At 57.8% G+C, this 20,284-nt stretch carries 18 protein-coding genes and 2 tRNA genes; 8 read left to right on the forward strand and 12 right to left on the reverse strand.

The window, feature by feature from the left end:
- Window positions 1–153 precede the first annotated feature (153 nt).
- Window positions 154–705 (reverse strand): hypothetical protein, encoded by a 552-nt coding sequence (locus VMW13_06740; GenBank protein ID HUV44511.1) that lies wholly within the window; start codon window positions 703–705, stop codon window positions 154–156.
- 192 nt (window positions 706–897) lie between these two features.
- On the opposite strand from VMW13_06740, the gene VMW13_06745 reads away from it, so the two are divergent.
- Window positions 898–1,692 (forward strand): aminoglycoside phosphotransferase family protein, encoded by a 795-nt coding sequence (locus VMW13_06745; GenBank protein ID HUV44512.1) that lies wholly within the window; start codon window positions 898–900, stop codon window positions 1,690–1,692.
- A 137-nt stretch (window positions 1,693–1,829) separates the two neighbouring features.
- The gene (locus tag VMW13_06750; GenBank protein ID HUV44513.1) at window positions 1,830–3,116 is read left to right on the forward strand and encodes an MFS transporter; all 1,287 of its coding nucleotides are present in this window, start codon (window positions 1,830–1,832) and stop codon (window positions 3,114–3,116) included.
- A gap of 739 nt (window positions 3,117–3,855) precedes the next feature.
- Here the strand turns inward: VMW13_06750 and VMW13_06755 are convergent.
- The gene (locus VMW13_06755) at window positions 3,856–4,557 is read right to left on the reverse strand and encodes a VTT domain-containing protein (GenBank protein HUV44514.1); all 702 of its coding nucleotides are present in this window, start codon (window positions 4,555–4,557) and stop codon (window positions 3,856–3,858) included.
- A 65-nt stretch (window positions 4,558–4,622) separates the two neighbouring features.
- Here VMW13_06755 and VMW13_06760 point away from each other — a divergent pair.
- Together VMW13_06760 and VMW13_06765 are read left to right on the forward strand one after the other, a co-directional pair.
- Window positions 4,623–4,698, forward strand: a tRNA-Glu gene (locus tag VMW13_06760).
- A gap of 200 nt (window positions 4,699–4,898) precedes the next feature.
- Window positions 4,899–5,348: a hypothetical protein gene (locus VMW13_06765; GenBank protein ID HUV44515.1), complete on the forward strand. Its 450-nt coding sequence runs from the start codon at window positions 4,899–4,901 to the stop codon at window positions 5,346–5,348.
- 144 nt (window positions 5,349–5,492) lie between these two features.
- Here the strand turns inward: VMW13_06765 and VMW13_06770 are convergent, their stop codons facing one another.
- Window positions 5,493–5,645 (reverse strand): hypothetical protein, encoded by a 153-nt coding sequence (locus VMW13_06770; GenBank protein ID HUV44516.1) that lies wholly within the window; start codon window positions 5,643–5,645, stop codon window positions 5,493–5,495.
- Window positions 5,645–6,118 (reverse strand): HIT domain-containing protein, encoded by a 474-nt coding sequence (locus VMW13_06775; protein ID HUV44517.1) that lies wholly within the window; start codon window positions 6,116–6,118, stop codon window positions 5,645–5,647. Before VMW13_06775 ends, VMW13_06770 begins: the two co-directional genes overlap by 1 nt.
- A 152-nt stretch (window positions 6,119–6,270) precedes the next feature.
- On the opposite strand from VMW13_06775, the gene VMW13_06780 reads away from it, so the two are divergent.
- Window positions 6,271–7,101 carry an MBL fold metallo-hydrolase gene (locus VMW13_06780; protein HUV44518.1) on the forward strand — a complete coding sequence of 277 codons (831 nt, stop codon included), beginning with the start codon at window positions 6,271–6,273 and terminating at the stop codon, window positions 7,099–7,101.
- A gap of 33 nt (window positions 7,102–7,134) precedes the next feature.
- The gene (locus tag VMW13_06785) at window positions 7,135–8,970 is read left to right on the forward strand and encodes a TIGR03960 family B12-binding radical SAM protein (GenBank protein ID HUV44519.1); all 1,836 of its coding nucleotides are present in this window, start codon (window positions 7,135–7,137) and stop codon (window positions 8,968–8,970) included.
- A 340-nt stretch (window positions 8,971–9,310) separates the two neighbouring features.
- Here the strand turns inward: VMW13_06785 and VMW13_06790 are convergent, their stop codons facing one another.
- The 6 genes from VMW13_06790 to VMW13_06815 form a co-directional block, all read right to left on the reverse strand.
- Window positions 9,311–10,159 (reverse strand): SDR family oxidoreductase, encoded by an 849-nt coding sequence (locus VMW13_06790; protein HUV44520.1) that lies wholly within the window; start codon window positions 10,157–10,159, stop codon window positions 9,311–9,313.
- Window positions 10,160–10,206: 47 nt separating this feature from the next.
- Window positions 10,207–10,800, reverse strand: coding sequence for a DNA gyrase C-terminal beta-propeller domain-containing protein (locus VMW13_06795; GenBank protein HUV44521.1), 594 nt, complete (start codon window positions 10,798–10,800; stop codon window positions 10,207–10,209).
- A gap of 18 nt (window positions 10,801–10,818) precedes the next feature.
- Window positions 10,819–12,633, reverse strand: a complete 1,815-nt coding sequence (gene gyrA, locus VMW13_06800; protein ID HUV44522.1) for a DNA gyrase subunit A — start codon at window positions 12,631–12,633, stop codon at window positions 10,819–10,821.
- A gap of 14 nt (window positions 12,634–12,647) precedes the next feature.
- Window positions 12,648–13,463 carry a tetratricopeptide repeat protein gene (locus VMW13_06805; protein ID HUV44523.1) on the reverse strand — a complete coding sequence of 272 codons (816 nt, stop codon included), beginning with the start codon at window positions 13,461–13,463 and terminating at the stop codon, window positions 12,648–12,650.
- 222 nt (window positions 13,464–13,685) lie between these two features.
- On the reverse strand, window positions 13,686–14,906 hold the full coding sequence (locus VMW13_06810; GenBank protein ID HUV44524.1) for an aspartate kinase: 1,221 nt from the start codon (window positions 14,904–14,906) through the stop codon (window positions 13,686–13,688).
- 94 nt (window positions 14,907–15,000) lie between these two features.
- Window positions 15,001–16,185, reverse strand: coding sequence for a cofactor-independent phosphoglycerate mutase (locus VMW13_06815; GenBank protein HUV44525.1), 1,185 nt, complete (start codon window positions 16,183–16,185; stop codon window positions 15,001–15,003).
- Window positions 16,186–16,230: 45 nt separating this feature from the next.
- On the opposite strand from VMW13_06815, the gene VMW13_06820 reads away from it, so the two are divergent.
- A tRNA-Pro gene (locus VMW13_06820) sits at window positions 16,231–16,308 on the forward strand.
- 260 nt (window positions 16,309–16,568) lie between these two features.
- On the opposite strand, the gene mazG is transcribed toward VMW13_06820, so the two are convergent.
- Both mazG and fmt read right to left on the reverse strand, forming a co-directional pair.
- Window positions 16,569–17,357 carry a nucleoside triphosphate pyrophosphohydrolase gene (gene mazG, locus VMW13_06825; GenBank protein HUV44526.1) on the reverse strand — a complete coding sequence of 263 codons (789 nt, stop codon included), beginning with the start codon at window positions 17,355–17,357 and terminating at the stop codon, window positions 16,569–16,571.
- Between the two features lie 24 nt (window positions 17,358–17,381).
- Window positions 17,382–18,344 (reverse strand): methionyl-tRNA formyltransferase, encoded by a 963-nt coding sequence (fmt, locus tag VMW13_06830; GenBank protein HUV44527.1) that lies wholly within the window; start codon window positions 18,342–18,344, stop codon window positions 17,382–17,384.
- A gap of 518 nt (window positions 18,345–18,862) precedes the next feature.
- On the opposite strand from fmt, the gene dnaA reads away from it, so the two are divergent.
- The gene (dnaA, locus tag VMW13_06835; protein ID HUV44528.1) at window positions 18,863–20,239 is read left to right on the forward strand and encodes a chromosomal replication initiator protein DnaA; all 1,377 of its coding nucleotides are present in this window, start codon (window positions 18,863–18,865) and stop codon (window positions 20,237–20,239) included.
- Window positions 20,240–20,284: the final 45 nt, after the last annotated feature.

Here is a 20,284-nt window from a genome sequence, read left to right on the forward strand (position 1 = left end):
CCCTTCTGAGGGGGTGCCCCTCAGAAGGGGCCTGTCCTCTGGACTCCCCTTTTTAAGCATCCTGCTATACTCTTTAGCCAGATAGCTATGGTGGAAACCATTCTTTTATAAGGTTCGGCGAGTTAACGAAGTGTTAGAGACACTACACTAGTACTACCTGTCCGCAGCACAAACCTCAGCCAGAAAGACCTCTACTTCCCGCGGGGAGTGCAGCTCATAGACACGCGCGTGGTGTGGTAACCTTTCGAGGTCGGCGCTGAGGCGCGTGTGGTGACGGTGCCATGCAGTTGCCTGGTAGAGGAGAAGCGAGTCCCGACTCAAGAACGACAACCGCCATGATTCGTAGTTGGTACCCCACAGCATCTCCTTGTGCCAGGCACGGGTTACAATCCGCTTCAGGACACGCCAGAAGGCCACCCGGTAGGACAGGCGCAACCAGACGACGGTATCCGCCTGCGGCAGGGTGAGGTCACGCACCTCGCTATAGTTGCCATCACACACCCAGCCTTCGTTGTGCTCGTTCAGGACCTTTGAAATATCAGCACGATATTCGTCAAGGGGTTTCATCACCCAGCCCGGCAGCCAGGCAATCGCGTCAAGTTCAATATGGTGAACGCCAAGGCAAACAGCAATACGAGCGGCAACCGTAGTCTTTCCCGAGCCGGTTGGCCCATAGACGACGATGCGGCGTCCGATATCCACCATGCCGAAAGCATACCCCATCGCCGAGGTGCTATCAAGCTGCCGGAGTATTGTCCCCGGTTCCTGCCTCTGCTATGCTTGACAAGAATGAGGAAGTTCGGGATGCCTCATCGTGAGTTGAAACAGGAAATCCCAAGTATAATGCTGCTGGCATTCATTCACGGTCCGGGTTAAATGACCGGAGGGGAAGAGGCGATGGACAAGGGAGAGATGTTGGCCCGCGGGCGTACGGCCGAGGTATTTGCCTGGAAGGATAACCAGGTGCTGAAACTGTTTTTAGAGGACTGGCCTGTCGACTCGGTGGAACATGAAGCACAGGTGACCGGTGCAGTCCACAAAGCGGGACTACCTGCGCCCGCGGTGGAGGGGACAGTGGAGGTAGAAGGGAGGTTGGGAATCGTACTTGAACGGGTGGATGGACCCTCGATGCTGCAGGTGCTAACATCCAAACCGTGGAGAATCGGTAAATTAGCCCGTACATTAGCCGAACTACATGCGGCGATACATTCGTGCGAGATGCCAGAGCTTCCTTCACTAAGAGAGGAATTGGGAAGAGGTATCCGGGAGGTGGAGCTACCAGAGGAAACGAAGGAGGCAGTGCTAAGGCATCTCGAGCAACTGCCTGACGGCAACATAATATGCCACTTTGACTTTCACCCGGATAACATCCTGATGTCGTCACGCGGACCAGTGGTGATAGACTGGTCCAACCCAAGACGAGGCGACCCACTGGCGGATGTTGCCTCGTGCTCACTGCTCCTGCGTTTGGCCCCTTTACCGCAATTCATGGCCGGACAATGGCTGATAAACTTGCTCCGTGCCCGGCTTCACTCAATCTACTTGAAGAGGTATCTGCAGTTGCGACCAGCTTCTCGTGAGCAAATAGCGGCATGGGAACTACCACTGGTTACGTCGCGGTTACTCGACAACATTCCAGAAGAGAAAGCCCTGCTGCTGGCGTTTATAGAAAAGACCCTCTCGTCCCAATGATCAGGAAATTGCCCGTTACTTGTCAATATGGGATGATTACCTTGCATCTTGAGGCTGGTGGAGTGTAATTTGTGACTAAGATAAAAGGATGAAAGTACTACCGCAATGTACATTGGTGCATTGCTTGACCCGATAGTATGGAAAACCGGAAAGAAGAACCTTTCGATACCACCACGGGTCCGGGGGCGTTTGCGGGGATCGACTATGTCAAAATCACCGTCTTCGGCTTTGCCCTGACCGCCCTCTGGTCGAGCCTGCACACCATCGTCCTGCCGCTGCGGCTCCTGGACTTCGTCCCCGAGGCGTCGAAGAACACCTACCTGGGGTACCTCACCTTCGCCGGCCTGGTGCTGGCGATGCTGGTACAGCCGATAATCGGTGCACGCAGTGACCGCTCCGGCTTCAGATGGGGCCGCCGCAAGCCATACATCCTGGTCGGCGCGGTGGCGACACTGCTCCTGCTCCCTGGAATCGGCCTCTGGTCGAGCTACGCCCTCATCTTCGTCTTCTATTGCCTCTTACAGGTGGCTACCAATACCGCCCAGGGCCCGTACCAGGGCTTCATCCCCGACCTCGTCCCGACAAATAAGCGGGGGCGGGCGTCCGGGGTGAAGAGCCTGCTCGAGGTACTGGGTGGTGCAGCCCTGGTGCTCCTGTCCGGCAGTTTCATGGACCGCTACTCACCGGGAGACCAGGCCTACTGGCTCTGGCTGACATTGGGCGTGCTCGGCGCCGTGCTCCTGGTGGCAACCCTGGTCACACTGCTGGCCGTCCGGGAACGCCCGGGAACCAGCGCACCCCGAACACCACTGCTGCCAGGCCTGGTCAGGAGCTTCCGGATTAACGTTAAACAGGAGCCGGACTTCGCCTGGTTTCTGGTATCTCGCGGGGTGATGACTATACCGGGCGTAATCCTGCAGACCTTCGCCCTGTACTACCTCGCCGACGTCATTGGTGTGGACAACCCGGCCGCTGCTGCCGCCAACCTCCTGATTGCCGTAGGAGTCGGCCTCGTGGTCACTGTTTACCTTACCGGACGACTTTCGGACAGGGTAGGACGCAGACCAATAGTGGTCGCCAGTGGGCTTCTCGGTGCCGTGGGGGTAATTCTGCTGTACTTCTCCCACGACCTCACGACAGTCCTTGCCTCCGGCGCCGTCATCGGGCTGGCCAACGGTGCTCTTCTGAGTGCCGCCTGGGCCCTGGCTGCCGACCTCGCCCCCAGAGATGCCGGGGCAAGATACCTGGGTCTGACCAACCTCGCACTGGCCGCCGGCTCCGCCCTGGCCCGTCTTATCGGCCCGGTTATCGACTTCTTCAACAGATACGGGGAGAACCTGGGTTATTCCGTGATGCTGCTGGTGTGCCTGGTGTGCTTTATTGCCGGCTCACTCTTGGTGCTGAAGGTGAAACGAGTTCGGTAGGAGCGCCTCTCAGAAGAGGCGAGCGCCTCTCAGAAGGGGCGGGGCCTCTAAGAAGAGGCGAGCGCCTCTCAGAAGGGGCGGGGCCTCTAAGAAGAGGCGGTGCCCCCCTAGCAGGGTGATGAAAAACCCTTTCGACCATCCCCCGTGCGGCTCAGATGGAGCGCCTCTCAGAAGGGGCGGGGCCTCTCTGGACTCCCTTTTTCAGCAGACTGCTAGTGTAGTGTCTTACAAATGCCTTTACAGTCTCTGTCATTCTAGACTCGACCCGGAATACGTGTTTGCCCCCTGGATTCCAGCCTGCGCTGGAATGACATCAAGCACAACCTTGTCATTCTGAGGAGCGCCAGCCTTTCATGTCATTGCGAGCCGGAACTCTGAGCAGAGCGAGGAGACACCGAAGCAATCTATAAACGGTAGTAAGTATCAGGTTACCCCATCCCCCTGTATCCCCCTTCCCCAAATGGGGAAGGGGGAATATTTACTTAAACGGGGCAAAGCCCCTATTCAATCCCTTTGTACTCAACGGCAACTGTCATTCTGAGTGAGGCTCCGGGTAGAACGAGGAACCCCCTAAGAATCTCGCGGCACAAAGCCCGGATTCTGTGCCGCCACTAGCGTAGTATTTCGTAAATATCGTTATTTGTATGACGATGCTGATTCCAAACCCTTAAAAAGGACGGCTTGACTGAAACCTACTTTCGCAGTCTCAGCAAACTAACGAACTGTTGGAAGCACTACACTAGCGGCCACGCTTCCAGGTCCATCTCTCAAGTGCCAGCGCCACAAGGAGCAGCACCAGCGCGACGGCGCCGCCTGCTGCCCCGATACACATTGCCCTTATGTCCCACTGCTGGCTGACAAGGGCATCCCATCCCCAGAACCCGATGTATGCCATGGCAAGATATTGCACGGTTTTCCCCAGCCAGCAGGCAATAAAGAACTTCCAGAACGGGAACCGGAGGTTCCCGGCGACGATGCCGACCAGGTCGATGGGCAGGGGGGAGGCGGCAAAGACAAAGACCAGCGCTGACCCCCACCTCTGAAGCCAGGCGCCGGCATTTTTATAGGTCCTGTTGTTCTGCCAGATGCCCCGCCCGCTGTACCCGGCCAGATAGGAGGTCATCTCGCCGATACCGCCGCCCACACCGGCCGCCAGACCGACCAGCAGCGGGTTGAAGGTGGCCCCCAGCGAGAATAGCGCCACGGCCCCGGGGGAGGGAAGAATGACGGTGGCAGTGGTGACCATGCTGATAAGGAAAGCACCGACGTAACCGAGGCTTTCGAACTTCTCGACCTTCTCCGGATTACACTGGAAGAAGACGAAGAGGCCAACCGCAATGGCAAGAACGAAAAGGAGTATCAGCAGGGAAAGGTAGTTCCTTCTCAGCCAGTTGCCTTGCTGGTCAGGAGTGGACCCATCCCGGGAAGTGGCACCGCTCATATCAGTCTGCCCCGCACATGCTATCGTTGCTGCCTGGCACCGATTTTGCTATACTTGACTGGTACGCCCCCATCGTCTAGAGGCCTAGGACGACAGCCTTTCAAGCTGTAAACATGGATTCGAATTCCATTGGGGGCACCAATTTCTCTGGTCAATTCTAGCACCTTTCATGGTCTGGTTGACAGTCCTCGCGTCGCTTCGCGCAATCCTTCATTCTCTCTCTTGCGCTGCTCTTAGCTTAAACACCCCGCACTTCCTGCCTGCTCGATTCGTGATGAAAGTCGCTTACATGTTCTCCTCTTCTGTGTAGAATCAGGTTAAAACAGGCGGGAGGAGGCGACATGAACACCAGAATTCGTAACCTGGGCATCATAGCAATGCTGTTTGCGGTGGTATCGCTGGCTATGGGTATCGTATTTGTACAGCAGGGGTTTGCCAAGGAAGCATTCCTGGTAGATGCCATGGAACAAGAGCAGATTACTGCGACAGGTGTAGAGGGTATTGTCGATAACATGGCAAAAGCCCAGCTAGCCGGAGATACAGTCCGGGAACACCGGCATGGCATATCCCCTACATATGGAGAGCTTCTTGGAGATGGTGGCCGTTATGACCCGACGAATACCACGCAGCTCAGCTATGCCCAGGCCCTTAACCTTGAAAACTACCTGTACCTTGCCGTAGCATCCTTTGGTATCTTCACGGTGGTCAAGGTAATTGGCGTCTTTATGATAGTCATGGGCCTTGCGCTTGGTACTACAGGATACGGCCTGGTTAGCACACCCAGAAAGTAGCGCCGGGGCAACACCTCAGACCGCCTACTTGAAGAGAACGGGGTGACGCCAGCGTAATGGTCTGTCCGACGTCACCCTCCCGGCGTACCTCGAGAAGGTGCAGCAGCGCCTGGTGCCTCATCGCGACCAGTCCACCACACACGCCTACTTACGCAGGTTCCTGCCACGCTCCGGTATTTCCCTGTCCAACCGGACCATTTCCGGACACCTGCGCTGATGCTCGCGGAGCTCGCTGATGGGAAAGAGCCGCTCACAGGCCGGACACCGTATCTTCTTCTCAGGCTTTGTCTCCGCCATCAGAACCTGTCCTTCAACTGCCGGTAGGTATCCGCCAGTGCCTCGGGTATGACCCTGGTATCCGCCACCACCGGCATGAAGTTGACATCCCCCTGCCAGCGGGGAACGATATGGGTATGGATATGGTCGGCTATACCGGCACCGGCTACTTTACCGGTATTGGTCCCTATATTGAAACCGCCGGGACTAAGTGCCTCCCGAAGCACCCGGATACACTGTGTGACAAGCTCGAAGTGCTCGTGGAGCTCTTCGGTCGTCATCTCCTCCAGACCGGCCACGTGGCGGTAGGGGGCCACCAGGAGGTGCCCCGGATTATACGGATAGGCGTTTAAGATGATGAAGTTCCTTTCCGCCCGGTGTACGATATAATTAGGCGCATCGGTACTTTCGGCGGGTTTTTCACAAAGAATGCACCCGGCCGGTTTCTCCATCCGAATATACTCCATCCGCCAGGGGGCCCAGATATGCTCCATAACAATCTCCTCACCGGGTGATTGACCACACCTATTCTAATCGTCCGCCTCCGGCAGGTCAAAGCCATTGTAGCAGAAACCGTTATGGCAACGCCCGTGTTGCAGCAATGCCCGTTGCAGCAACGGGCAGCATCCGCTATAGTGAGACTGGTATGAAGAGCAAGGACCTGTCCGGCGAGACGATTACGTTTCTGGGCACCGGTGGCGCCAGGTTCATGATAATCAGCCAGATGCTTGCTTCAGGCGGTCTCTGGCTGAACATGAGCGGCACCGAGATACTTATCGACCCCGGCCCCGGCTGTATCGTCCAAGCCACCAGGAGGAAGCTCAAGGCGGAGAATCTGAGCGCCATCATTCTGTCGCACCGCCACCTTGACCACTCGGCCGACATCAATATAATGGTCGAGGCGATGACCCAGGGCGGTTTCAAGAATCAGGGCCGCCTGTTTGCCCCGGCCGATGCCCTGGAGGGTGAGCCGGTAATCTTCTCCTACCTCAAGGAACGCCTGGACGGCATCGAGTTGCTTGAAGCCGGGAAGTCCTACACCGTGGGCAATGTCTCCTTCACCACGCCGGTACGCCACATACATCCGGTTGAAACCTACGGCATGGTCTTCAAGACTGCCCGTCATACCTTCTCCTGCATTACGGATACCCGCTACTTCGACGGCCTGACCGATTACTACAAGAATGAATTGCTGGTTATCAACGTGGTTTTCATGGAACCCCGCACCCCGCAAAGCCACCCCGATACACCCATCGACCACCTGTCTGTTCCTGATGTCGAACGTATTGTCAGCGAAATAAGGCCGAAGGCGGCCATACTGACGCATTTCGGGATGGGTGTCTGGCGGAACAATCCCCGGGAGATTGCCGAGAAGCTGTCCGAGAAGACCGGCGTGAAGGTTATCGCCGCCCGCGACGGCATGAAATTCGACCTCGCCGAACTGGATGCGGACCAGGCCCAGCCGTCCTCAACTTAGCCTATCCGGGCAACTTCCAGTATAATAGTATCCGTGACCATCAATAAGGCCAACCTCGATAAAATACTGCACCGCGTAACCCGGCCCGCCCGTTATACCGGCGGCGAGTGGAACAGCATCGTCAAGGACTGGGCAGCTACTCCCATTCGTGTCGCCCTCTCTTACCCGGACACCTACGAGGTGGGTATGTCCAATATGGCCCTGCCCATCCTCTATGGCCTGCTCAACGGCCAGCCTGACGTCCTCGCGGAGAGGGTGTTTGCCCCCTGGGTGGACATGGCGGCCGCGATGAGGGAATCCGACATTCCCCTGTTCAGCCTGGAATCGAAACGCCCACTGGCTGAGTTCGACATAATTGGTTTCTCCCTGGGCTACGAGCTGACCTATACCAACGTACTGAACATGCTGGACCTGGCGGGAATCCCGGTCCGTGCCGCCGAGAGGGACGATTCCCACCCGCTGGTGATTGCCGGCGGTAGCTGCGCCCTTAACCCGGAGCCGATGGCGGACTTCATTGACGTCTTCGTTATTGGTGATGGTGAGGAAGCAGTACTGGAACTGCTGGATACCTTCCGGCACTGGAAGGAGGAGACCGGCACCACCAAGGAGCAATTACTCCGCCGTCTGGCCGGCATTTCCGGCGTTTACGTACCGGGTCTGTACCAGGTTGAGTATCAGACCGATGGTACCCTGAAGAGCATCACCCCAACGGCACCGGAGGCCAGCCCGACCGTCCGGCGGCGCATCGTAGCCAAGCTTCCGGCCCCGCCCACCGCGCCGGTGGTACCCTACATCGAGGTAATACACGACCGTGGCGCAATCGAGATACAGCGCGGCTGCACTCGCGGCTGCCGTTTTTGCCAGGCCGGCATCATATACCGTCCGGTAAGGGTGAGACCTCCGTCAGAGGTGCTGGACGCGGCCGAGGAACTGGTAACCGGCTGCGGCTACAATGAGGTCTCCCTGGTCTCGCTGAGCACCAGTGACTACCCCGGGATCGACCGGCTTGTCACCGACCTCTCCCGGAACCTCGATGACGTCACCCTGTCATTGCCCAGCCTCTATATCAACAGCTTCACCGTGGAGCTGATGGACTCGCTCGTGTCGCGCAAGAAGATAGGTCTTACCTTCGCTCCGGAAGCAGGTAGCGAGAGGCTGCGGCGGGTCATCAACAAGAACATCTCAGACGACGAACTATTCGCGGCCTTAGAGGCCGTCTTTGCCAGGGGCTGGAAGAGTCTCAAACTTTACTTCATGCTCGGACTTCCCGAAGAGACCAGGGAGGATGTCGAGGACATTGTCCGACTGGTGGACAGAATCCGGGCCCTGGGCAGGAGCACGGCGGGCCGGACTCCCCAGATAAGGATTAACATCTCCACATTTGTACCCAAGCCGCACACGCCGTTCCAGTGGGTGGCCCAGACAGGCGAAGAAGAACTGACCACCCGGCAGGAAGTGCTCAAAGAGGGTCTTCGGCGGAAGGGTACGCGGCTTTCCTGGCATGACCCCGGGACCAGCGTGCTCGAAGCCGCGATGTCGCGAGGGGACAGGCGGCTGGGAGGGGTTATTTACCGTGCCTGGCAGCTCGGCTCCGTCTTTGACGCCTGGAACGAGCACTTCAGCTATGAGAACTGGAATACTGCTTTTACCGAAGCCGGACTTGACATTGATTTCTACGCCCGAAGGCAGCGTCCCCCGGACGAGGTGTTCCCCTGGTCACATATCGACATCGGCGTGACCGGCGAATTCCTGAAGAGAGAATACGAACGTGCCCTGGCAGGCAAGCAGACTCCGGACTGCCGTGAGGGCGCTTGCAACGCCTGTGGGCTGGAGGAATCAGAGCCGGCCTGTCAAACGAAAAGGCGATAGATTAACCGGGGCTACCGGCGGTCTCTTCGGAAACACGGGTACTCCTTGCGTCGAAGCACTGGGGAAGAGGGCTCAAAGGGGGGCACCCCCTTAGACCCCTGCCAAAAGGGGCTCCTCTCAGAAGGGGGACACCCCCTTAGACCCCCGTTCCATAGGGGTTACACCCCTCTGGACACCCCAAAACGGTGTGGAGGACAGTTTCCGGCAGGGTTCATTCGCACCTAAGAGAGTGTTGTATTATTCTGGTAAGAGCCTGGGGGAATGATCCGAAGCGGAGAGTCCAGGGGTTCCGTCCCTTCTGAGGGGCACCCCCTCCGGACTTCCCTTTTTAAGCAGCCTGTTAGGCCAGCAGACCGCCGTCGACGAGCAGGGTGTGTCCGGTGACATAGCTGGCAGCCCCGGAGACCAGGAACAGAGCGGCGCTGGCGATTTCCTCCGGCTCGGCCATCCTGGCCATCGGTATCCTCCGGGCAAGTAACTGGTCCAGCATTCCGGCGGCGTCTTCCTGAGTAGCCGGGGCTGCATTAGCCCCGGATAGTTGCTCCAGGTTCGTCTTGAAGTCCGGGCCATCGAAGTCCCACATACCGCTTGTCATCTGAGTCCTGATGAGGCCGGGGGCAATTGCGTTCACCCGTACCCCGTGGGGCCCCAGCTCCCAGGCCAGTCCCCTGGTGAGCATCATAATGCCCGCCTTAGCACCGGGGTAGGGATTGGCACTTTCCCTGACACACCGTATCCCTTCCACGGAAGCCAGGCTGACGATGCTTCCCTTCTTCCGCTCTATCATCCCGGGGGCAAAAGCTTTACAGCAGAGGTAACAGCCCTTGAGATGGATGTCAATGACGCGGTCCCACTCCTCCTCTTCGATAGAGAGCAGGGGTGTACCGCTGCTGATGCCGGCGTTATTAACAAGAATATCAACCGGGCCAAGCTTTTCTGCCGCCTCTCGTGCCAGGTTATCGATATCTTGCTTCACGGACACATCTGCCCGTACCGCCAGGGCACGCCGGCCCAGCCCACGGATTTCCTCGGCCACTTCATCCAGCTTGCCATCCTCGATAACGAAGTCACAAACGGCAACGTCCGCGCCCGCCTCGGCAAAGGTCAGGGCTATTGCCCGGCCTATTCCCTGCCTGCCTCCGGTAACTGCGGCAACCTGACCTTCAAGTGAGAAACAGGGTAACGTCACTTCTTTCTGCTCCCTTTGCCATCCGGCGCTGAAATCTGTCCCTCTGATCAGGCGATATCCATGTGGGCCAGAGCCACTACTTTATCGCCTTCGCTCATTCGCATCAGTATCACTCCCTGAGTGCTCCTGCCCTGGACCGTGATATCCTTGACCGGTGTGCGAACGACAATACCGTTGGCGGAGATAAACATCACTTCCTGCGACCGGGTGACCAGCCTGGCATCAGCGATACCGCCGGTCTTTTCAACTATCTTAAATGTCCGGACGCCACCACCGCCACGGTGCTGTTTGGGGTAATCATCGATAGGCGTAAGCTTTCCGTGGCCCTGTTTGGTGATAACCAGGAAGTATGTCTTGGGTCGGGCAATACCGGCGCCGACGACCCGGTCACCTGCGGCCAGACGGATACCCCGAACACCACCACTTGTCCGGGAGCTGGCCCGGATGCCGGATACGGCAAACCTTATCGACTGCCCGGTTTCGGTCACCAGGACGATTTCTTCCTGGTCAGTAGCCACACGGCTGGCCACGAGTTCGTCCCCATCCTCCACGTCCATGGCAATGAGACCACTGCTGCGTACAGCGGCGAACTTATCCAGAGCCGTTTTCTTTACCTCTCCAAGGCGGGTAACCAGCACCATAAACGCATCCGGAGTGAATTACGGCACGACCGCCCTATCAGTAACCTTCTCATTATCTAATATGGAAAAGAGGTTAATAACCGCCGTTCCTTTGCTCACCCGGGAGCTTTCCGGTGGCAATTCGTAACATTTAAGGCTGAAACACCTGCCCTTGTTGGTGAGCAGGAGCAGGTTGTCATGGGTATCCGCCACCGCCAGCAGCCTGACGGCGTCCTCCTCCCGGGTAGTTATGCCAATAATGCCCTTGGCACCACGGTGCGTGGACCGGTAGGCACGGGTCGGTACACGTTTGATGAAGCCCCGGTTACTGAGAATCACGGCCATATGCTGGTGAGGGATGAGGTCTTCTTCCCGGAACTCGGCAACACCCTCGGTGCTTATCTCGGTCCTGCGCTCGTCGCTGAACTCGGTCTTGAGCTTTTCAAGCTCCTCCTTCACCACTCTCAGTACCCTTCCGGGATTAGCCAGCAGGCCCTCCAGGTAGGAAATGTTCTTCAGCACCTCGGTGTACTCTTCGAGCACCTTGTTCCGTTCCATAGTGGCCAGGCGGCGCAACGGCATCTCAAGGATGGCATCCGCCTGTACCTGTGACAGGCTGAATTCGCTCATCAGGTTCTGTCTGGCATTCTCAGTGGTACGCGACTTCCTGATGGTGGCAATCACCTTGTCGATATTATCAAGGGCTATCTTCAGGCCCTCCAGAATATGGGCCCGGCTCCTGGCCTTCTTCAACTCGAACCGCGAGCGGCGGGTAACAACCTCGCGGCGGAAGTCTATGAAGTACTGGAGCGCCTCTTTGAGACTGAGCACCCGGGGCTGGCCGTCCACCAGCGCCAGTATATTGGCAGCGAAGGTAGTCTGGAGCTGGGTGTACTTATAAAGGTTGTTGAGCAATTTCTGCGGTTGTGCTTCCCGCTTCAACTGGATAACGACGCGCATTCCCTGCCGGTCAGACTCATCACGCAACTCACTGATACCGGTAATTTTCTTGCTGGATACCAGGGAAGCAATTTTTTCAACCAGCGCAGCCTTGTTCACCTGGTAGGGTAACTCGGTAATAATTATCTGACGCTGACCGGTCTCGGAGGCGTCCCCCAGATACGCTTTGGCCCGTACCACTATCCTGCCCCGCCCGGTAGCGTAGGCACTCTTAATACCTTCTTCACCGAGGATAACACCACCGGTAGGGAAGTCAGGACCCTTGACAAACTCGGTCAGCTCGTCAATCGTTGCCCTGGGGTTGTCAATCAGGCAAGCAACGGCGTCACACACCTCGCTCAGGTTGTGCGGGGGGATGTTGGTGGCCATGCCCACGGCAATACCGGAGCTGCCGTTAACCAGCAGATTGGGAACACGTGCCGGCAGGACAACAGGCTCCTTGAGACTTTCATCGAAGTTGGGACTGAAGTCGACGGTCTCTTTGTCGATGTCGGCCATCATCTCCTCGGCAATCGCGGTCAGGCGAGCCTCGGTGTAGCGCATTGCCGCGGGAGGGTCATTGTCCACGCTGCCGTAATTACCCTGCCCGTCAACGAGCATCGCCCGCATGGAGAAGTCCTGTGCCATGCGCACCATGGCATCGTAGATAGATTGATCACCATGGGGGTGGTACTTACCCAGCACCTCACCGACAATACGCGCGCTCTTCTTGTAGGGTGTGTTGGAGTTCATACCCATCTCGTTCATGGCGTAGAGGATACGACGGTGTACCGGCTTCAACCCATCCCGCACGTCCGGCAGAGCGCGGGAAACGATTACGCTCATCGCATAATCGAGGTACGAACTCCTCATTTCATCTTCGATGCTTACCGGCCTGATTTTCCCCAGAACCATTTCTCTAATCGCTCCTATAGTTCTTCGTCGACATCGTCATCATCGGGAGACTCTTCAACCAGCAGTTCGGTCTCCTCGCCACCTCCGACCACCGTATACCCCGGGTCGTCGGTGACACTTTCCTCCTGTTCCATCTCACGCCGGAGTGCGCGGTCGCCGATACCAGTACGCCCGCCAGAGAGCCCTTGAGCAGGAAAGGAAAGGCGTCCCACCTGGCTGGGGTGCTGGTATACCTCCCGGATGATTATACTTATTGCATCCTCGGTGGATCTGACTATGGCGGCGGAGTACCTGTTGCCGCCCTGCGCTAATCGGGCGAGTCGCTGCCCGTAACCGGGCTCGACCTTCCCGAGATACTCCCCGGCGTTGTTCTCTGCTACCAGTGTAGAACCGTCTATGCGCAGTTGCACCTGGTCGCCGGCCGCAATCCTGACCACTACCTCCGGTGGGGCCGGGTCAACCAGCCGGACCACCCCCGCTTTACCTGTTTCCTCAATAAAGGATTGCGGTTTCATCCTGTCGGCTACCGCCGTGGCACCGATGGCAGTCTCTTTGAGGCGTGACAGGCGCTGCAGGTTCTTCCGGGAAATAACGTTGTGAGGGTCTATTTCCCCGGTACGCCGGTAGGCCTCCTCGGAGAGAGAGTACTCTCCCAGTTCCAGATGCGCCCGGCCGAGACGATTAAGCGCCTCGACGTCATCGGGAAACGTCTCGATAATGCTTTGGTTGACGGCTACCGCCTCCCTCCACTTACCTTCCATGGCCAGGGTAATAGCCTGTTTACTCATCTGCCGCCTGAGTCGCGACCCGTCCTCTTCCTGGTACAACATCCTCTGTCCTCTTCCATAAGCCACAAATTTCATCATACATTAGCTAATACCGCCGGACAAGTCAATACCTTTTTGACCGGAATTTTCATATTCACATCGCACCGAAAGCCAGCCGCACAAACACAGCGGGGGATTCCCCGGAACGGTAAGAAGTGACGCCTCTTGCCAGTGCCGGACTGCCGGGATTTCACTTCGAGAGTAGCTTTATCCTTCGTGAGAGGCCTACTCCTTCGCGTCCAGCCGAAACGCCCGGTGCAGGGCACGTACGGCATCTTCGACTCTGTCCTCTTCGATGATGCAGGTTATACGTATCTCGGACGTGGTTATCAACTGGATATTTATCCCCTGCTCACTGAGAGTACTGAACATTCGGGAGGCAAACCCGGGAGTATTCTGCATGCCGGTGCCAACAACACTGACCTGCCCCAGCCTGGAATCACTGACGCATTCCCTGGCTCCGATTTCCCTGGCGATGGGCTCAACCACCTTCAGGGCCTCTTCCTCCTGCCCACTGGCCACGGTGAAGGTGAGGTCGGTGATGTTATCAACGCTGGCGTTCTGTACGATGGTATCAACACTGATGCCCGCCCCGGCCAGCGGTTCAAAAATAGCGGCGGCGATTCCCGGTCGGTCCGGGACACCGATAACGGTTATCTTGGCGACATCGAGGTCGTGGGCAATACTCCTCACCTTGTTACGTACTTCCATTGACACTCCTCCGTGAATCAACGTGCCCGGCTTTCCGGTGAAGCTTGAGGACACCTGAATAGGGACTTCATACAATTCCCCCAGCTCGACGGCCCGACCGTGCATGACCCTGGCCCCGTGGGAGGCCAGTTCCAGCATCTCTTCATAGCCAATCTCTTCCAGAGGCTGCGCTTCGGGGACGACGCGCGGGTCTGCCGTGTAGACACCCTCAACATCAGTGTATATCTGGCAGACTTCAGCCTTCAAGCTGGCCGCCAGAGCAACTGCGGTAGTATCCGAAGCACCCCTCCCCAGGGTGGTTACGTCCATTTCTTCGGTGATACCCTGAAAACCGGCAACAATGACGATATTGCCCTTCTCAAGCTCCCTGAAGATACGCCTGGGCTCTATGTTCAGGATACGTGCTCGCCGATGAGAAGCGGTTGTCCTGATTCCTGCCTGGGCACCGCTGAGGCTAATCGCCTGATAACCCATGGCCGCCAGCGTCATTGCCAGCAGGGTGCTGGAAACCAGCTCTCCGGTGGACAACAGGGCGTCAAGCTCACGGTCATCCGGGTGTTCATTAACCTGGTAGGCGAGGCTAACCAGGTTGTCCGTGGTCTTGCCCATGGCGGACACGACCACGACCACCTCGTTGCCCTCGTCCCTGGTCGCGGCAATGCGCCGGGCGGCGTTCTTTATCTTCCCGGCGTCCGCCACCGACGAACCGCCATACTTCTGGACAATCAGTGCCATTTCGCTCCCCCAAGAAGCAGAGGTATCTCATACTGGGACTGGCGTTGCCTGGTAGTGGCGCGGCAATTCATGCTCCCACCAGCATCCGTCTGATTCAGTGAATCAACATACTCATGATATTATAGCCAGGGTTAATAGACAACCCGGTGCTGCCGGCCTCGGCCTCGGTGAACGCTGTCGCCCCGTTGCCGTCGAACCCTTTTCCCCAGAGTATAAACGGCACAGGCTCGGCAGTGTGTGTCCGGAGCGTCACCGGAGTGGGGTGGTCAGGTAGAATTAACATGCGCAACGGCCCCCCGTTCCAGGCCAGGAGCCGGCTGACGACCTCCCGGTCTATCCGCTGGATGGCTTCAACCTTATCCTTTACCGAGCCGACATGGGCGGCCTCATCCGGGGCTTCAATATGAACGACGACAAGGTCATGGTCATCAAGTGCCCCCAGTGCACCTTCCGCCTGGGCGGTACAGTCGTTATCCAGGCTGTCGGTAACGCCCGGTATGCTCAGCACATCAATCTGCGCCATTCGTGCCAGGCCGTTAAGCAGGTCGACCGCTGAGGTCATGGCCGCACTGAGACCGTGATGCAGTCTGAAGGCTGGCATCGCCAGTGCAGTACCGCTTCCCCAGAACAGCCAGATGGTCGTGGCCGGTATTTCACCACGGGCCGCGCGGGCCGCATTCACCGGGTGCTCCCGGAGTACTTCCTGTGAGGCCGTCATCAGTTCCCTGAGGTAGCGGCTACCACGGCCACGGGGCAGGTGAACGTCTATCGGCTGGTCAGGGATGTCATGCGGCGGAGTGCAGACAGCTCTGAGGGTGTCTCTCCTGCCCTTCAGCTTGCAGATGTGGCGGTAGCTGACCCCGGGGTAGAAGTGTACATCTTCGCTGCCCAGGCTCCGGTTGAGGGCATCCACGAGTTGCTCCGCTTCCCCGGTGCTTATGTGACCGGAACCATAGCTCCACATGCGGCCATCACGGACCGCCACCAGATTGCACCGGAAGACAACCTCACCCCTGCCAACCGGGATGCCCATGCTCCTGGCCTCGATTACCGCACGGCCTCGGTAGTATTGCCCGGGGTCATAGCCAAGTACGGACATGCAGGCGCAGGCACTGGAAGGCTCCATTCCCTCCGGCACGGTACGCACCAGCCCCACCACGCCGTCTCCGGCCATGGAGTCCAGGTTCGGGGTATCCGCCAGCTCCAGAGAGGTACGACCGCCGTGCTCCGGCAACGGCAGGCCGGCGGCACCATCCATTATTAAAACACAGTATTTCATGAAGCTACCTTGCATATAACGTCGATTCAGCCTATAATATCGTGTCGGGGCGTAGCTCAGCCAGGTTAGAGCGCAGTGTTCGGGTCGCTGAGGCCGGAGGTTCGAATCCTCTCGCCCCGACCATCAATTCCTGTAACAATAATAGCACATCTGTGCCATCTCGTGCATGTATTTAAGGCTGCGGCCCTCCTTGCCCTTGCCGGAATAGCCCGGCTCTCCCTAAGGTGCGAATGACTCTTGCCCAGCCCTACTGGAGTATCGGTCAGACTACCCGGGACCTTTCACTGGTGGAGGCCCTATCCCCTGTGCAACTGGGACATAGGTAACACTTTAGTACAGGCACATAGGTTAAACTTTTAGTATGCTGATAAGGTTCTCCAGGATTACTCCTGCTCCCCCACCACCTTCTTGGCCTCTTCCCAGAGGGTGTTCTGCTCGTCAAAGGACAGATCCCCGAAGCTGATCCCTCGCTGGCGGCAGACCTCTTCCATGCGGGCAAAGCGGCGGTAGAACTTCCGGTTGGCCTCCCGCAGGGCTGTTTCCAGGTCCATATCCTGGCGGCGGGCAATGTTCGCCAGGGTGAACAGCAGGTCGCCAAACTCCTGTGTGCGGCGTTCCAGACCTTCAGCCTCCCGGAACTCCCGTATCTCTTCGGCCAGTTTATCGATAACGCCTTCGTCATCCTCCCAGTCGAACCCCACCTGCGCCACCCGGTGCTGGACCTCCTGGCTGTAGCTCAGCGCGGGCATCTCTCCCGAGACGCTGTCCAGAATCGAGTAAGCCGTTCCCTTCTCCGCCTTTTTCAGACTCTCCCAGTTACGCGCCACTTCCTCGGCATCCCTGGCATCTCCATCACCAAAAACGTGGGGATGCCGGTACACCAACTTCTTACTGATGCCCTCTATTACGTCCCCGATATCAAACTCACCGGCCTCGGCCGCAATCTGCGCCTGGAGGACAATGTGGAGTAGCAGGTCACCAAGCTCCTCACGCAGAGCCGCCACATCCCCGGAATCCAGAGCAGCCAGCACCTCATAGCATTCCTGCAGGAACGTCGCCCGCAGCGAGCGGTGCGTCTGCTGCCTGTCCCAGGGACAACCGTCCGGACCGCGCAGCATGGCGATAATATCCACCAGGGCACTGAACTCGTTCATATTCTCCGGTAGCGACAATGTACCCTCCTCACTGGCCCCGTGTCAGGCAGATGGCAGCACGGCGCCGATAAAGTCCCTCTGCCCACGCATGAACTCGGCAGCGGACATGACACGTTTCCCCTCCATTTGCACGCGGACCACACCGAGGATACCATCCCCGGTGATAACACCAAAGGCGGTCGCCCTGCCCTTGAGAGCCACAACCCGCCCTGCTTCCCGGGAGTCTTCTTCCCGAGGAGAGACGGCGTCCATCGCCGGATGTACCGCCTCAAGCACCTTGAGCTGTCGCCCCTGCCAGGTGGTATAGCACACCGGCCACGGCTGAAAGGCGCGTACCCGCCGCGCAATATCTATCGCCGGTAGTTTCCAGTCGATTCCCCCGGCATCTTTGCTGATGAGGCTGGTATAGGTCGCCTGGTCTTCATCCTGCGGCTGCGGGACAATCTCGCCCCGGGCAAGCCGCGGCAGGACGTCGAGCAGCGTTTGAGCGCCAATCAGGGACAGCCTGGACATCAGTGAGCCGGTGGTATCCGCGGGTGCGATGGGAATCTGCGCCCGACTCAGTACGGGACCGGTGTCCATGCCCGGGTCCATCAGCATAATACTCACACCGGTAAACGTGTCCCCATTCAGGATAGCCCCCGGCACCGGTGCCGTCCCACGGTACCTGGGAAGCAGCGATGGGTGGATATTGACACAACCGAGAGGCGGTATATTGAGAACAGGCCGGGGCAGTATCTGACCGAAGGCAGCGACCACGATAACATCGGGCTGCAAACCGGCCATCTCCTCCGCCACCGGACCGCGCTTCATACTGGCCGGCTGCATCACCGGCAGTCCCCGCGCCAGGGCGGCCTTCTTCAGCGGCGGTGCGACCAGGGAACGCCCTCTCCCCGCGGCCCTATCCGGCTGTGTGTAAACCGCAACCACCTGATAGCCATTATCTACCAGTTGCTCCAGCGGAGTAACGGCGAACCCGGGAGTACCCATAAAGACAATCCTCACTGTGGACCTCCAACCACCCGATTTTAGCACCTTAAGGACTTGCCAACAACTGGCCCACTGGCATTTGCCGTACTGAGAATCCCCCGGTAAAACGCAAGCCAGGAGCTACTCATAAGTCACAGAGGACGTCTTAATAATGGACGCCCGGCTTGGTGCCTCCTGCCAGAGGGAGTTATCCACACGTGAACAGGGGGCACTTATGAGCATGAACTGGCACATCGGGACAATGGTGGGGATAAAATAGACTGCTGGCAATTCGTATCTATGGACGAGATATTGCGACTAAAAGAGAGGACGGCAGACCTTCCAAGGGAGGAGGACGGTGAAAACAGATTTCCAGAACCACCGGCAACGGCTGTCAGAACCTTTGCCATCCGTGTTATCAACAACTATTCTGGAGTAGTTGTTTTGCTTCTCCATCCAGAACCTCAAGACTAAATCACTTCTATCATATCTGTGGCGTCTATGCGTGTATATTGGAGACTGTTGAGATTGTATGACCAATGGATTGCGGCTCGATGACAACTAGGTCGGCGCAGCAGATATGGGAGACCGCTCTCGGTGAGCTGGAAATCGATGTCAACGGGCCCAACTTCCGGACCTGGTTGGAAGGAACGGTTGGCCTGAGCTTCCAGGATAGTGAGTTCGCAGTCGGGGTACCGAACACTTTCGTTGCCGAGTTTCTCGAGAGGAACCTGCGCTCCCTGGTGGAGAAGGTGCTCACCGGACTGACCAGGAGCGAGATCAAGGTTCATTTCCAGGTAGCTGCCGGTTTTACCGACAAAACCGGTTATGCCGGCGAGGCCGGTAGAGCCGGTAAAGCTGGAGAAGCCGGTGTCCCAGGCCAGAGCAGGCCTCTTCCTCTATTCAATCCGAAGTACACTTTTGAAACCTTTGTTGTCGGTAGTTCCAACCAGCTTGCCTACTCCGCCGCGCAGAAGGTAGTTGAGAACCCCGGGAAAGCCTACAATCCCCTGTTTATCCACGGACCGGCCGGGATGGGCAAGACCCACCTCCTGCACGCTATCGGACATGCTGCCACGGCCGAGGGGCTTGACGCTCTTTACGTCAGCGCGGAACAGTTCACCAACGAACTCGTCAGCGCCATACGCGGCGGTGAAACCGAGGAATTCCGCAGGAAGTACCGCAGCGTTGACGTACTCATGGTAGATGATGTCCAGTTCTTCGGCGGCAAGGAACGCACCAGAGAGAACTTCTTCCATACTTTCAACGCACTACATGCTGCCAACCGTCAGGTTGCCGTCACCTGCGACTGCCCGCCGCGGTCGATACCACAAATCCAGGAACAAATGCGCTCCCGCTTCGAATGGGGTCTGGTTACCGACCTCCAGCCGCCCGACTTCGATACACGCCTGTCCATCCTGCAGGCGAAAGCGAAGCGGGATGGTGTGGAGATTATGCCGGACGTTCTCGAACTCATCGCACTCCAGGTCAAGGAGAACATCAGACGACTCGAGGGTTCCCTGAACCGTATCGTTGCCTACGCCAGGCTTATGAAAACCCTGATTACCCCTGAGATGGCCACCCGAGCTCTGGACGACATCGCCAGCAAGGAGCCTCCACCGGCGCGACTCACTCCACCGCAGATTGTCGAGGCCGTGGCCTCAAGCTTCCAGATGCCCCTTGCTGAAATCAGGGGACGGAAAAGGGACGAGGCTACCGTCCTGGCTCGACAGGTAACCATGTACATTATCAGGCAGGAAACCGAATGCTCCCTGGCGGATATCGGCAGGGAGTTGGGTGGCCGGAGTCCGTCGACTATCAGCTACGCCTATGAAAAGATTGCCAACAATATCGGTAATGACCCCCACCTGAGACGGCAGGTATTCAATATCCAGCAGAAGCTTCACTCGCCCTCACGTACGGCAAATTAACAGACCCCCCGCAGGATTTGGATGGTCGGACACAGTTTTTCAATA

Source organism: Dehalococcoidales bacterium, assembly GCA_035529395.1.
Lineage (GTDB): Bacteria > Chloroflexota > Dehalococcoidia > Dehalococcoidales > Fen-1064 > DUES01.

What these genes read in the sequence shown, in the direction of transcription:
- VMW13_06740 (HUV44511.1), bottom strand. Translation starts at nt 705, where the DNA reads ATGGTGGATATCGGACGCCGCATCGTCGTCTATGGGCCAACCGGCTCG.
- VMW13_06745 (HUV44512.1), top strand. Translation starts at nt 898, where the DNA reads ATGGACAAGGGAGAGATGTTGGCCCGCGGGCGTACGGCCGAGGTATTT.
- VMW13_06750 (HUV44513.1), top strand. Translation starts at nt 1,830, where the DNA reads ATGGAAAACCGGAAAGAAGAACCTTTCGATACCACCACGGGTCCGGGG.
- VMW13_06755 (HUV44514.1), bottom strand. Translation starts at nt 4,557, where the DNA reads ATGAGCGGTGCCACTTCCCGGGATGGGTCCACTCCTGACCAGCAAGGC.
- VMW13_06765 (HUV44515.1), top strand. Translation starts at nt 4,899, where the DNA reads ATGAACACCAGAATTCGTAACCTGGGCATCATAGCAATGCTGTTTGCG.
- VMW13_06770 (HUV44516.1), bottom strand. Translation starts at nt 5,645, where the DNA reads ATGGCGGAGACAAAGCCTGAGAAGAAGATACGGTGTCCGGCCTGTGAG.
- VMW13_06775 (HUV44517.1), bottom strand. Translation starts at nt 6,118, where the DNA reads ATGGAGCATATCTGGGCCCCCTGGCGGATGGAGTATATTCGGATGGAG.
- VMW13_06780 (HUV44518.1), top strand. Translation starts at nt 6,271, where the DNA reads ATGAAGAGCAAGGACCTGTCCGGCGAGACGATTACGTTTCTGGGCACC.
- VMW13_06795 (HUV44521.1), bottom strand. Translation starts at nt 10,800, where the DNA reads ATGGTGCTGGTTACCCGCCTTGGAGAGGTAAAGAAAACGGCTCTGGAT.
- gyrA (HUV44522.1), bottom strand. Translation starts at nt 12,633, where the DNA reads ATGGTTCTGGGGAAAATCAGGCCGGTAAGCATCGAAGATGAAATGAGG.
- VMW13_06805 (HUV44523.1), bottom strand. Translation starts at nt 13,463, where the DNA reads ATGTTGTACCAGGAAGAGGACGGGTCGCGACTCAGGCGGCAGATGAGT.
- VMW13_06810 (HUV44524.1), bottom strand. Translation starts at nt 14,906, where the DNA reads ATGGCACTGATTGTCCAGAAGTATGGCGGTTCGTCGGTGGCGGACGCC.
- VMW13_06815 (HUV44525.1), bottom strand. Translation starts at nt 16,185, where the DNA reads ATGAAATACTGTGTTTTAATAATGGATGGTGCCGCCGGCCTGCCGTTG.
- dnaA (HUV44528.1), top strand. Translation starts at nt 18,863, where the DNA reads ATGACAACTAGGTCGGCGCAGCAGATATGGGAGACCGCTCTCGGTGAG.